Source organism: Streptomyces hiroshimensis, assembly GCF_014650335.1.
Classification (GTDB): domain Bacteria; phylum Actinomycetota; class Actinomycetes; order Streptomycetales; family Streptomycetaceae; genus Streptomyces; species Streptomyces hiroshimensis.
Genome location: NZ_BMUT01000021.1, coordinates 65985 through 78309 on the forward strand (window position 1 = coordinate 65985; position 12325 = coordinate 78309).

Consider the following 12325-nt stretch of genomic DNA (forward strand, 5'->3'; position numbering starts at 1 on the left):
ATCAGACCTCGGGGGAGAAAGAGCTGGACCACGTCTGCAGTTCGCGGATCATGCTGTCCCACACCCCCGTGACGAGGAGCACGCCGACCGCGACCAGCATCAGCCCGCCGGCGCGCATGACCCATGCATAGTGCCGCTTGACCCAGCCGAACGCGCCCAGCGCGCGCCGGAAGGCCACCGCGCTGAGGATGAACGGCAGGCCCAGGCCGAGACAGTAGGCGACGGTCAGCAGCGCGCCGCGCCCGGCGCTGGCCTGGGTGGAGGAGAGGGAGAGGACGGAGGCGAGGGTCGGGCCGATGCACGGCGCCCAGCCGAGCCCGAAGAGCGCGCCCAGCAGCGGCGCTCCCACCAGGCCCATCGTGGGCCGGGTGTGGAAGCGGAACTCGCGCTGCCCGAATCTGCTGAACAGGCCCATGAAGGCGAGGCCCATCGCGATGGTGAGCACGCCCATCACCTTGGTGATGGTCTGCTGGTAGGTCAGCAGCGCGTGGCCGACCCAGCCGAAGAGCGTGCCCGTGGACACGAAGACGAAGGTGAAGCCGAGGACGAAGAGGGTGGACCCGGCGAGCATCCGGCCCTTGCGGGCCTCGGCCAGGTCCGCCCCGCCGACCCCCGTCACATAGGAGAGGTAGCCGGGGACGAGCGGCAGCACGCAGGGCGAGAAGAACGAGACCAGCCCGCCGAGCAGGGCGACGGGCAGGGCCAGCAGCAGCGCCCCGGAGAGCACCGTCTGGTTCATCTCGCCGACGGCGACCGTGACGGCGGCGGAGGTGGCGGGGGTCACCGGGTCACTTCTCCGCGACCAGCGGGTCGAGCGTCTTGCGCAGCTCGTCCTCGGTCAGTGCCTTGATCGCCCGCGCAGCGATCTTGCCGTCGCGGTCGATGAAGACGGTGGAGGGGATGGACTGCGGGTTGAGGCTGCCGGCGGGGAAGCGCAGCAGCAGCTTGCCGGCGGAGTCGTAGAGGCTCGGGTACGGGACCTCGAACTCCTTCTCGAACTTGATCGCCGGTGCGGGGTCGGAGTCGCGGGTGTTGAGCCCGACGAACTGCACGCCCTTGTCCTTGTAGTCGTTGGCGACGTTGACGAGGTTCTTGGCCTCGGCGCGGCACGGGGCGCACCAGGAGCCCCAGACGTTAAGGACGACGATCTTGCCCTTGTAGTCCTCGGCGATGTCGAGCGCCTTGCCCTCCAGCGTCTTGCCGGAGAGGTCGGGCGCGTCCTGCCGCCCGCTCTTGTCGCTGACGACGCTGACGCCGCCCGCGCCCTGCACGAACTGGGTCTGGCCGCCGCTCTTGGGGTTGTCGCCCGAGCCGCAGGCGGTCAGGGACAGCGCCGCGGCGGCGGCGAGGATGGCCGGCATGGTGATACGCCGGGCTGGTCCGGGGCGTCGAAAGGCGCGGCAGGCACTCATGTGAAAAGTTTCGCATGGTCCGTTTAGGGATCTTCCGCGCCCCCCTGCAGGCGTCCCGGACGGCTCCGGGCGGCCTTCCGGGAGCGGCTACGGCCGCCCGCCGGCTTCAGTCACCCGCCCGGGCGTGCCACTTCTCGCCGACCTCCAGCCGGCGCAAGCCCCGCAGGACGGCCGGGTCCTGGGCGTCCAGCCAGTCGACGAACTGCCGGAAGGAGACCAGCCGCACGTCCTTGTGCCGATCGTCGGCGATGCGTTTGAGAGCTTCCTCCACCGCATCCATATAAATCCCGCCGTTCCACTCCTCGAAGTGGTTGCCGATGAAGAACGGCGCACGATTCGTCTCGTACGCCCGCTCGAATCCGGCGAGATAGGAGTCGGTGGCCTGCTGCCGCCACTGCGGATAGTGGACCGAGGGCCCGCGCGTGGTGTTCTTCGACTGATTGGCGAGGATGTTGTAGTCCATCGACAGGACTTCGAACGAATGCCCGGGAAAGGGAATCTGCTGCAGCGGAAGATCCCACAGGCCGTGTTTCTTCGACGGCCACACCTGCGTCCCGCCCGGAGAACTCGCGTCATAACGCCAGCCCAGTTTCGCAGCCGTCGGCAGCAGATTCTCCTGCCCCAGCAGACACGGCGTCCGGGCGCCCACGAGCTCCTTGCGGTAATCGAACGGCAGCGGGTCCAGATCGCTGAACCCCGTATTCGTGCGCCACTCCGTGACGAAGGAGACGGCCTGCTCGATCTCCGACTCCCAGTCGTCCCCGTCCCACTTCCCGACCGACCCCTCGCCGGAACAGAAGTGGCCGTTGAAGTGGGTGCCGATCTCGTGCCCCTCCAGCCACGCCTCCCGCAGGTTCACAAGCGTCGCCCGGACGTGCTCGTCCGTGAGGTAGCCGATGTCGGAGGCGCCGACCGGGTTGTTGGGCGGCTTGTACAGCCGCTTCTTCGACTCCGGCAGCAGATACACCCCGGAGAGGAAGAACGTCATGCGCGCGTCGTACTCCTGCGCCAGCTTCCGGAACCGCGGGAAGAGGCCGTTGCCGACCTCGCCCGCCCCGTCCCAGGAGAAGATCACGAACTGCGGCGGACGCTGCCCCGGCTCCAGCCGCTCCGGCTCCGGCGGCTGGTGCGGCTGCGGCCCGGCGTCCGCCGTCGAGCCGTCGCCGATCGGCCTGGCCTTCGCCCGCTCGACCGCCTTCGCCGCCGGATCGCGCCGCTCGGGAGCCGCGCCCTCGGAGCAGCCGGCGACGCCGCCCAGCGCCGCGGCCGCTCCCATTCCCCATCCGAGGAGACCTCGTCGGCTGATGTCGCGCATGTCGACTCCGTCCGTACTCGCCGTGCCCCACGCCGTATGTCGTCCATATAAAACGACATTGCGTGAGAGGGCGCGTCGAGTACGACGGTTGCGCAGTTTCCCCCCTCTTTAGGGAGTTGCCCCGCATTTACGCAGTCGCCACGGCCCGATGGAGCAACCACGGCCCCCGAACGGCCCTCAGGCGCCGAAGGCCTTGGCCCCGCCCTTCACCGGCTTGGCCCCCGCGAGAAGATGCGTCGGCACCAGATCCCGGGCCGGTTCGCTGTATCCGACCGAGACGATTTTGTCCCCCCTATAGGTGAACGTCGTCAGACTCGCCAGCGTGCACTCGCGCTTGCGCGGGTCGTGCCACAGCCGCCGCCGCTCCACGAAACTGCGCACGATCCAGATCGGCAGCTGATGGCTCACGCACACCGCCTCGTGACCCCGCGCGGCATCCTTCGCCGCATCCAGCGCACGCATCATCCGGACGACCTGCTCCACGTAGGGCTCGCCCCACGACGGGCGGAAAGGATTCGTCAGGTACTTCCAGTTCGCCGGCTTCTTCAGCGCGCCGTCGCCCACCCCGAACGTCTTGCCCTCGAAGACGTTCGCCGCCTCGATCAGCCGCTCGTCCGTCGCCAGGTCCAGACCGTGCGTCTTGGCGATCGGCGTCGCCGTCTCCTGCGCACGCTCCAGCGGCGAGGCCACCACATGGGTGATGTCCCGGCCCGCCAGGTGCTCGGCCACCCGGTCCGCCATCCGGCGGCCCAGGTCCGACAGGTGATAGCCGGCCCGGCGCCCGTAGAGCACGCCCTCGGGGTTGTGCACCTCGCCGTGGCGCATCAGGTGCACCACGGTGATCTCGTCCTGCTTCTTCTCCGCGGTCATCTCCGCGTTCTTCTCCGAGCTCACTTGGCCCCCTCCTCGGTCGCCGCGGCCGCCGCGCGCGCCGCCGCCGGCAGCGCCGCCGCGATCCGCTCGATCGCCGCCTCGTCGTGCGCCGTCGACACGAACCACGACTCGAACGCCGACGGCGGCAGGTACACACCCTGCGACAGCATCGAATGGAAGAAGGCGTTGAAACGGAACGACTCCTGCGCCTTGGCGTCGTCGTAGTTCCGCACCTCGCGCCCGGTGAAGAACACCGAGAACATGTTGCTCGCCGTCTGCAGGCGGTACGCCACGCCCTCCTTGGTCAGCGCCTCGCTCACCAGGCCGCCGATCTCCGCGGCCACCGCGTCGACCTTCTCGTACGCCGCGTCGTCCAGCAGCCGCAGCTGCGCCAGACCCGCCGCCGTCGCCACCGGGTTACCCGAGAGCGTGCCCGCCTGGTACACCGGGCCCGCCGGGGCCAGGTGCGCCATCACATCGGCCCGGCCGCCGAACGCCGCAGCCGGGAAGCCGCCGCCCATGACCTTGCCGAACGTCATCAGGTCCGGCTTCACGCCGTCGACGCCGTACCAGCCCGCCTTGCTCGTACGGAAGCCCGTCATCACCTCGTCGGAGATGAACAGCGCACCGTTCTTCGCGCACGCGTCCTTCAGCCCCTGGTTGAAGCCCGGCAGCGGCGGCACCACGCCCATGTTGCCCGGCGACGCCTCCGTGATCACACAGGCGATCTCCCCGGGGAACGCGTGGAACGCCTCGTGCACCGCCTCCAGGTCGTTGTACGGCAGCACGATGGTGTCCCCGGCCTGCGCGCCCGTGACCCCCGGCGTGTCCGGCAGCCCGAACGTCGCCACGCCCGAGCCGGCCGCCGCCAGCAGCGCGTCCACATGGCCGTGGTAGCAGCCCGCGAACTTGATCACCTTGGCCCGGCCGGTGAAACCGCGCGCCAGCCGGATCGCCGACATCGTCGCCTCGGTCCCCGACGACACCAGGCGCACCTGCTCCACGGGCTCGATGCGCGCGACGATCTCCTCGGCGAGCGCGACCTCCCCCTCACCCGGCGTACCGAAGGACGTACCGCGGGCCACCGCCTGCTGGACGGCCGCGATCACCTCGGGATGCGCGTGCCCGAGGATCATCGGACCCCACGAACACACGAGGTCGACGTACTCCCGGCCGTCGGCATCGGTGAGGTACGGACCGGTACCGGACACCATGAACCGGGGCGTACCGCCCACGGCACGAAACGCCCGGACCGGGGAGTTCACGCCGCCGGGCGTCACGACAGCGGCGCGATCGAACAGGACCTGCGAGACTGGGGCATCGAATGGGTAGCTCACGCTAGCCATAGTCTCAGAGCCTCCCGCGGACTCGGGTCCGGGCGTTTCGCACGCTCTTCACGGGGGAGGTCTCTGAGACGATGATCGGGTTGCGCGGCGGGGGCAGTGCTGCGTAGGAAAAAGCGGTCAGGTGGAGATATGCAGCGCGGTGGCGGAGTGGGTGAGGGCACCGGTGACCTGGGCCCCGAGCGCGCCCGGCAGTCCCGCAGGGGGCGCCACAGGGGCCGGCGCGACCGGCGCGAAGAAGACCTCGCAGGCGGCAAGGAAAGCCTCGCGGGCAGCAGCACGGACGGTCTTGCCGGCGGCAAGGCAGGCACAGGAAGCAGGAGTGGCCGCGTGGGGGTGACCTACAAGTACTTCGGGGCACCCAACAGCGCGGCCGCGGCCAACGTCCCCATCTCCATGCGCCCCGAGGAGCTCGGCGGCGACGAGCTCGGCATGGGCGGCATGTTCACCCGCATCAAGCCGGAGACCGTGGCCGCCATGGTGCTCACCGGCATCGAGGGCATACCCCTGCACAAGGTCCCCCCGCTCGAGCTGGTCGTCCTCCACCCCGACTACGCCGTCGTCAAGCTCCCCATGACCGTCGTCGACCCCCTGCGCGGCGTCGGCGAGGAATCGGTCGGCGCCGCCGCCTTCATCTGGTCCACCGTCCCCGACCGCGGCGGCCCCCGCGACGCCTTCGGCGTCTACCAGCTCCTGCGCGAGTGGCAGGACTTCTCCCACCGCCTCCACGAGAACGGCCACCAGCCGTACTGCCTCGTCTGGCCGTGACCCCCGCGGGTCCCCCGCACCCGCCCCGGGAAACTCAGCCCGGTGCCAGCACCGCCGTGTCCAGCGTGCCCTCGACCACCTGCCGGGCAAGCTCCGACAACCGCAGCTGACGCGGACGGGCATAGCCCCGCATCCTCTCGAACGCCTCGTCCAGGCCGATCTGGCAGCGCTCGGCCAGCACGCCCTTGGCCTGCTCGATGACCACCCGGCTGTTCAGTGCGGCCTGCAACTGCGCCTTGTCGACATTGCCCTGCTCGATGGTGCGCTGCTGGAGGATGGAGATCGTCGCCACGTCCGCCAGCGCCTGCGCCAGCCGGACGTCGGGCTCGGTGATGCCGCCGGGCCGGGAGTGGAAGAGGTTCAGCGCGCCGATGACCTGATGACGCAGCCGCATGGGAATGGCGTGCGTGACACGGAACCCCGCCCCGCGGGCGCGCTCCGCGAACGTGCCGAAGGCGGCCGTGTCCTGCGCAGACTCCAGATTGATGTTCAGCTGCAGCTGCCCCGTGCGATAGCACTCCACACAAGGGCCCTGCTCGTGCTGGAGGGCGAACAGCTCCAGCAGCCGGGTGTGCTCGTCCGAGGCCGCGATGACCTGCAGCTCGCCGTACGGGTTGACGATCATCACGCCCACGGCGTCGATGTCGAGCAGCTCGACACAGCGAGCGGTCAGCCGGTGCAGGAAATCGATCAGATCGAAGTCGTCGATCAGCGAATCGACGGCCTCGACCAGGATCTCCAGCATGCGTTGCTGGCTAGCCACGGCCATCATCCCCTTTGCTCGCGGACGGGCCCGGCCCGTCTCCATGGTGTCGGAAGTGCAAACGGCGGGTCACCACGCCCTCCGCCACCTGCAGCAGGGGACGCTCGAAGCGATACGCGTGAGCCCGCAACAGCATCAGGGCCTGCGCCACCGTGACCTCCGCCTGGACGCTGATCATCCCGCTGGCCTGGTGGACCACGGCCCGGTGCACATGGGTGGGGGGCTCCGCGCCGGAGAACCGCACCGCCCTGCCGCCCCCGTCCAGCACCACCGCGGTGACCGCGGCGGCCAGGACGAGGGCGTCGTCCATCGCCGTATCCGAGAGCGGGCCGGCGGCCGCCCGCTGCGCGGTCAGCGACCCCACGCACGCGCCGCCGATCCGCAGCGGGAAGCAGAAAAGGGACCCCACGCCCAGCGCCGCCAGCACCGGCAGCAGCATCGGCCACCGGTCGGGGCGGACCTGCGTCAGATCCGGCTCGATGACCAGGGCGCCCGAGCCGACGGCATCGATCCCCGGCCCCTCGCCGAGCGTGAACTGCTCGTCGTCGAGGCGCTCACTGGTGCCCGGGGAGCACCACACCAGCTCACTCAGTGCTCCGTCCACGGCCAAGGAGACGGCGACCCCGTCCACGCCCAGAACGCGCGCGCACTCCCGTGGGTCACCGCCGATCAGCCCCGGGCCGGGCCCCGACGAGAGCTCGCGGAGCACCCGGGCCATCTCTGTGCCGACGACCACCGATGTCACCCGCTTCCCGGAACGACCCGTGACGCGCCACCCGGAACGAACGGCCCGCAAGGCTCACGTTACGCCCTGGCACCCCGGGGCCGGCGGCCTCCGAGGGCGTCGAGATCGGCCAGATCCGCGAGGGAGGCGACCGGACAGAAGACCTCCAGCAATCCGGCCACCCGCAGAAGCTTCAACGACCACGGCCGGATGCACAGCACATCGAAGCTGCCCCCGGCCCCGAGCGCCCTCGTCCGGCACCGGCTGAGCAGCCCCAGCAGGGTGCAGTCGAAGAACGTCACCTCGATCAGGTCGACCACCACGGCCGGCTGCTCCCGCACCACCAGCCGGGCCAGCAGCTCCTCCACCTCCGGAACCGCCGCAAGGTCGATCTCCCCGGCGAGCTCCAGAACGCTCCACCGGCCCACCGCCCGGATACGGGCTGTGCCGCCCTGCCACTCCGCCACGACTGCTCCCCCAGCTCGGGCTGCATGGAACAGTGCACGAAGCCGACCCGTGCACCATCGCCACCAGGGTCCGGGGCAGCTCCTACGAGGCTATGGCCAGATGATGGCGGAACAGGGCACGGGCGGAATGCAACGCTCGAACGAATGAAACTTCCCGGAACAGCCTCGCGAAACCCGCCACCATGCCTGCCGCCCGGGCTCGCCACCGCGCCTTCCGCCGGGCTCGCCACCGCCCACGCCCACACCCACGCCCCACGTTTTCCGCCGTTCCCCGAAGGCCCCTCCACACGCCTTCCGGAGGCCCCGCCCACGCCCTAAGGTGAAGCCGTGGCCCCGGCCCCCGGCCTCCGTCTCCCGCGGACGCACCGGGCATGCCTCCCGCCCAGCCGGTCCCTCCGCGGTCGAGAACGAGCCGGCCGGAGGCCACCGTCAGGGGAGGGCAGGACCACCGGCCGGCTCCGCAGCCCCGCGCTCCGCGCCCCAGGACCCGCGCCCCGGACCCCGCGCCCCGGGCCCGTAGCCTGCGAACATGCTCATCGCCCGCTCCATCGCCCTCTTCCTCCTCGCAGCACTCCTGGAGATCGGCGGCGCCTGGCTCGTCTGGCAGGGCGTACGCGAGGGCCGGTCCCCCGGCTGGGCCTGGATCGGCGCCGGCATCCTCGCCCTCGGCGCCTACGGCTTCGTCGCCACCCTCCAGCCCGACGCCCACTTCGGCCGCATCCTCGCCGCCTACGGCGGGATCTTCGTCGCCGGCTCTCTCGCCTGGGGCATGGTCGCCGACGGCTACCGGCCCGACCGCTACGACGTCCTCGGCGCGCTCGTCTGCCTCGCCGGGGTGGCGATCATCATGTACGTGCCACGCGGCCGCTGAATATCCTGCCCAGGGACACCCGCGCGCCTCAGGAGGCACCACCATGAGCACCCGCACCGCCGTCATCACCGGCGCGAGCAGCGGCATCGGCGCCGCCACCGCCCGCCGGCTCGCCGCCGAGGGCTACCGCGTCATCCTCACCGCCCGCCGCGCCGACCGCATCGCCGCCCTCGCCGAGGAGCTCCCCGGCGCCCGCGCCCACGCCCTCGACGTCACCGACCGCGCCGCCGTCGACGCCTTCGCCGCCACGCTCGACCGCGTGGACGTCCTGGTCAACAACGCCGGCGGCGCCCACGGCGCCGACCCCGTCGCCACCGCAGACCCCGCCGACTGGCGCACCATGTACGAGGTCAACGTCCTCGGCGTGCTCCACATGACCCAGGCCCTGCTCCCCGCCCTCACCGCGAGCGGCGACGGAACCGTCCTGATCCTCTCCTCCACCGCCGCCCTCGGCACCTACGAAGGCGGCAGCGGCTACGCCGCCGCCAAGCACGGCGCCCACGCCGTCGCCGAGACCCTCCGCCTGGAGCTGTGCGGGCAGCCCGTCCGCGTCATCGAGATCGCCCCCGGCATGGTCCGCACCGACGAATTCGCCCTCACCCGCTTCCGCGGCGACCGCGCCAAGGCCGACGCCGTCTACAAGGGCGTGGCCGAGCCCCTCACCGCCGAGGACGTCGCCGACACCATCGGCTGGGCCGTCACCCGCCCGCCGCACGTGAACATCGACCTGCTCGTCGTCCGCCCCCGCGCCCAGGCCTCGAACTACAAGGTCCACCGCGAGGGCTGACCCGGCCGCACCGCGGCTCCCGGACCGCGGTCCCCGGACCGGCGACCGGCGACCGGCGACCGGCGACCGGCGACCGGCGACCGGCGACCGAAGCGGAAACGATCATTCCCGGGCTACCGTCGTACGGACGGCCGCCCCCGGACGGGCGGCCCGCACCGAACAGGGGAGCTCCATGCGCGTCATCGCCTTCGACCACCTCGTCCTCAACGTCTCCGACGCTGAACGGTCCCTGGCCTTCTACACCGGCCCGCTCGGCCTCGACCCCGTCCGCGTGGACGAATGGCGCGCGGGCCGGGCCCCCTTCCCGTCGGTGCGCGTCTCCCCCACCACGATCATCGACCTGGTGGAGCGCGAGCGCGGCGACGCGGCCGCCTCCAACGTCGACCACATCTGCCTGGTCGTCGAGCCCCTGGACTGGCAGGCCGTCATCGACGCCGGCACCTTCACCGTCGTCGACGGCCCCGGCAAGCGCTACGGCGCCCGCGGCGACGCCGAGTCGGTCTACGTCCTCGACCCGGACGGCAACACGGTCGAACTGCGCTGGTACCCGCAGGACGTGCAGCAGTAGCAGGAAGCCCGGGTCCGGACGGCCGGACCCGGGCAACCGGGGTCACGCGACGCAGGGCCGGAGGGTCGGACGGCCGTAGGCGTCAGCCCTTGACGCAGACGACCTGCTTGAGCTTCGCCACGACCTCGACGAGATCCCGCTGCTGGTCCATGACCTGCTCGATCGGCTTGTATGCGGCCGGGATCTCGTCGACCACGCCGCGGTCCTTACGGCACTCCACACCCCGCGTCTGCTCCGCCAGGTCCCGCTCGGAGAATCGCTTCTTCGCCTGGTTGCGGCTCATCCGCCGACCGGCGCCGTGCGAGGCGGAGTTGAAGGAGGCCTCGTTGCCCAGGCCGCGCACGATGTACGAGCCGGTGCCCATCGAGCCCGGGATGATGCCGTACTCGCCGCCGCCCGCGCGGATCGCGCCCTTGCGGGTGACCAGCAGGTCCATGCCCTCGTACCGCTCCTCCGACACGTAGTTGTGGTGGCAGGAGATGGTCTGCTCGAACAGGGGCTTGGCCTTCTTGAACTCCTTGCGGACCACGTCCTTGTAGAGCGCCATCATGATCTCGCGGTTGTGCCGCGCGTACTCCTGCGCCCAGAACAGGTCGTGCCGGTAGGCGGCCATCTCCGGGGTGTCCGCGATGAAGACCGCGAGGTCACGGTCGACCAGCCCCTGGTTGTGCGACAGCTTCCGGGCCTCGCCGATGTGGTACTCGGCCAGCTCCTTGCCGATGTTGCGGGAGCCGGAGTGCAGCATCAGCCAGACCGAATTTGTCTCATCAAGACAGAACTCGACGAAGTGGTTCCCTCCGCCGAGCGATCCCATCTGCTTCAGCGCACGACTCTGACGGAATTTGACCGCTTCCGCGACCCCGTCGAACCGCCCCCAGAAGTCGTCCCACCCCGCCGTCGGCAGCCCGTGCAGCCGCCGCGGGTCGACCGGGTCGTCGTGCATCGAGAAGCCCACCGGGATGGCCTCCTCGATCTTCGAGCGCAGCCGGGAGAGGTCGCCGGGCAGGTCGTTCGCGGTCAGCGACGTCTTGACCGCCGACATTCCGCAGCCGATGTCGACGCCGACCGCCGCCGGGCACACCGCGCCCTGCATGGCGATCACCGAGCCGACCGTGGCCCCCTTGCCGAAGTGGACGTCCGGCATGACCGCGAGTCCCTTGATCCATGGGAGGGTGGAGACGTTGCGCAGCTGCTGCATGGCGACGTCCTCGACCGTGGCCGGGTCGGTCCACATACGGATCGGAACACGGGCGCCGGGCACCTCGGTGTAGGACATGGTTTTCCTCATAACCCCGTAAAAGCAAGATAACGCAAAAGCCGGACATATCTCATGATTCGCGACAGCGAACCGGCAGACGCAGCGGCACGTGCGGTAGACATACTGTCCAGCCGCCGCCTCCGCGGCAGCAACACGTTTTCGGTGGAAGGAGCCACGGACCGTGCAGCGAAGGGCTCACGCACCGGCCGCCGCACTGGCCGCCGCCGTGCTCGCCGCAGCGCTCACCGCCTGCAGCGGCGGGGCGGGTGCCGACGGCGGCGACGACTCCAAGCCCGGGCACGCGGGTTCCACCGCGCCCGCCGCACAGCCCGGCAAGTACCGCAGCCTCCCCGAGCCCTGCGGCTACGTGAACCGCGAGACGCTGCGCAAGCTCCTGCCCACCACGGGTGACGACGAGGCCGACCGCGACACCCTCGCCAAGCTCTACAAGGGCCAGGCCGCCATCACCTACGACACCGACCGCCGCGTCGGCTGCCACTGGAAGCTGGAGGCCCCCGAGGGCACCCGGCACCTGAACGTCGACTTCGAGCGCGTCGTCTCGTACCAGCCCGGCGTCAGCGACGAGCAGCGGGCGGAGCAGCTCTACGGCCGCCGGGCGGCCGCCGCGCACATCCCGGTCTCCTCCGGCTCGCCCTCCGCCCCCGCGGCCTCGGCCTCGGCCTCCGGCTCCGGCTCCCCCTCGAAGGGTGCGAGCCCGGGCCCGCACCCGCAGGGCGGCGCGCAGAGCGGCTCGCCGTCGCCCTCCGCGTCCCGGCCGGGCGCGCCCTCGGCCTCCGGCTCCCCGGCCGGCGGCGCCTCCCTGGCCCCGCGCGTCCTGGACGACCTGGGCGACGACGCCTTCATCGACGACAAGCTGATCACCGCCGGCTCCGGCGTGCACCGCGACATCAACATCGTCTTCCGGTCCGCGAACGTGATCGTGACCATCTCCTACGACCAGTGGTCGAACGACAAGCAGCACGTCCCCGGGAGCGAGGATCTCCAGGGCAAGGCACAGACCCTGGCCCGGGAGCTCGATGCGGGGCACTTCAACAATTAGCCGGAAGGCACTCGCTGGAAGGCAGCCGCCGGAAGGCACTCGCCGGAAGGCAATCCCCCACTGGCCCGCGTCGGCCGCGTACCGTGCCGATCAGGCAGGGCGAGGGCGCCCCGTGC

14 protein-coding genes are annotated in these 12325 nt (G+C 70.9%); 5 read left to right on the plus strand and 9 right to left on the minus strand.

Annotation, left to right across the window (positions count from 1 at the left end; translation table 11 throughout):
* Window position 1 precedes the first annotated feature (1 nt).
* The 5 genes from IE241_RS32050 to hemL all read right to left on the minus strand — a co-directional run bounded on the left by IE241_RS32050 (window position 2) and on the right by hemL (window position 4946).
* Complete coding sequence (locus IE241_RS32050) at window positions 2–739, minus strand: cytochrome c biogenesis CcdA family protein (RefSeq protein ID WP_190025410.1); 738 nt, start codon at window positions 737–739, stop codon at window positions 2–4.
* Window positions 740–788: 49 nt separating this feature from the next.
* Complete coding sequence (locus IE241_RS32055; RefSeq protein WP_190025376.1) at window positions 789–1412, minus strand: TlpA family protein disulfide reductase; 624 nt, start codon at window positions 1410–1412, stop codon at window positions 789–791.
* Between the two features lie 106 nt (window positions 1413–1518).
* Complete coding sequence (locus IE241_RS32060) at window positions 1519–2727, minus strand: polysaccharide deacetylase family protein (RefSeq protein ID WP_190025377.1); 1209 nt, start codon at window positions 2725–2727, stop codon at window positions 1519–1521.
* A 177-nt stretch (window positions 2728–2904) separates the two neighbouring features.
* Window positions 2905–3597 carry a histidine phosphatase family protein gene (locus tag IE241_RS32065; RefSeq protein ID WP_190025411.1) on the minus strand — a complete coding sequence of 231 codons (693 nt, stop codon included), beginning with the start codon at window positions 3595–3597 and terminating at the stop codon, window positions 2905–2907.
* Window positions 3598–3617: 20 nt separating this feature from the next.
* On the minus strand, window positions 3618–4946 hold the full coding sequence (gene hemL / locus IE241_RS32070) for a glutamate-1-semialdehyde 2,1-aminomutase (RefSeq protein WP_190025378.1): 1329 nt from the start codon (window positions 4944–4946) through the stop codon (window positions 3618–3620).
* Window positions 4947–5075: 129 nt separating this feature from the next.
* Between hemL and IE241_RS32075 the strand changes: the two genes are divergently transcribed.
* Window positions 5076–5711: a hypothetical protein gene (locus IE241_RS32075; RefSeq protein WP_190025379.1), complete on the plus strand. Its 636-nt coding sequence runs from the start codon at window positions 5076–5078 to the stop codon at window positions 5709–5711.
* A 34-nt stretch (window positions 5712–5745) separates the two neighbouring features.
* On the opposite strand, the gene IE241_RS32080 is transcribed toward IE241_RS32075, so the two are convergent.
* The 3 genes from IE241_RS32080 to IE241_RS32090 form a co-directional block, all read right to left on the minus strand.
* Window positions 5746–6480, minus strand: coding sequence for a GAF and ANTAR domain-containing protein (locus IE241_RS32080; protein WP_308433768.1), 735 nt, complete (start codon window positions 6478–6480; stop codon window positions 5746–5748).
* Entirely contained in the window at window positions 6467–7210 is a 744-nt protein-coding gene (locus tag IE241_RS32085; RefSeq protein WP_229900140.1) for an ANTAR domain-containing protein, read from the minus strand. Before IE241_RS32085 ends, IE241_RS32080 begins: the two co-directional genes overlap by 14 nt.
* A 68-nt stretch (window positions 7211–7278) precedes the next feature.
* Window positions 7279–7665, minus strand: a complete 387-nt coding sequence (locus tag IE241_RS32090) for an STAS domain-containing protein (RefSeq protein ID WP_190025381.1) — start codon at window positions 7663–7665, stop codon at window positions 7279–7281.
* Between the two features lie 529 nt (window positions 7666–8194).
* Between IE241_RS32090 and IE241_RS32095 the strand changes: the two genes are divergently transcribed.
* The 3 genes from IE241_RS32095 to IE241_RS32105 all read left to right on the plus strand — a co-directional run bounded on the left by IE241_RS32095 (window position 8195) and on the right by IE241_RS32105 (window position 9891).
* The gene (locus IE241_RS32095) at window positions 8195–8536 is read left to right on the plus strand and encodes a YnfA family protein (RefSeq protein ID WP_190025382.1); all 342 of its coding nucleotides are present in this window, start codon (window positions 8195–8197) and stop codon (window positions 8534–8536) included.
* Between the two features lie 43 nt (window positions 8537–8579).
* On the plus strand, window positions 8580–9323 hold the full coding sequence (locus IE241_RS32100; RefSeq protein WP_190025383.1) for an SDR family NAD(P)-dependent oxidoreductase: 744 nt from the start codon (window positions 8580–8582) through the stop codon (window positions 9321–9323).
* 172 nt (window positions 9324–9495) lie between these two features.
* Window positions 9496–9891, plus strand: coding sequence for a VOC family protein (locus tag IE241_RS32105; protein ID WP_190025384.1), 396 nt, complete (start codon window positions 9496–9498; stop codon window positions 9889–9891).
* An 82-nt stretch (window positions 9892–9973) separates the two neighbouring features.
* Here IE241_RS32105 and IE241_RS32110 read toward each other — a convergent pair whose 3' ends face one another.
* A complete protein-coding gene (locus tag IE241_RS32110; RefSeq protein WP_190025385.1) occupies window positions 9974–11167 on the minus strand; it encodes an RtcB family protein in 1194 nt (397 codons plus the stop codon).
* 163 nt (window positions 11168–11330) lie between these two features.
* Here IE241_RS32110 and IE241_RS32115 point away from each other — a divergent pair, with 163 nt between their 5' ends.
* Window positions 11331–12209, plus strand: a complete 879-nt coding sequence (locus tag IE241_RS32115; RefSeq protein WP_190025386.1) for a hypothetical protein — start codon at window positions 11331–11333, stop codon at window positions 12207–12209.
* Window positions 12210–12325 lie beyond the last annotated feature (116 nt).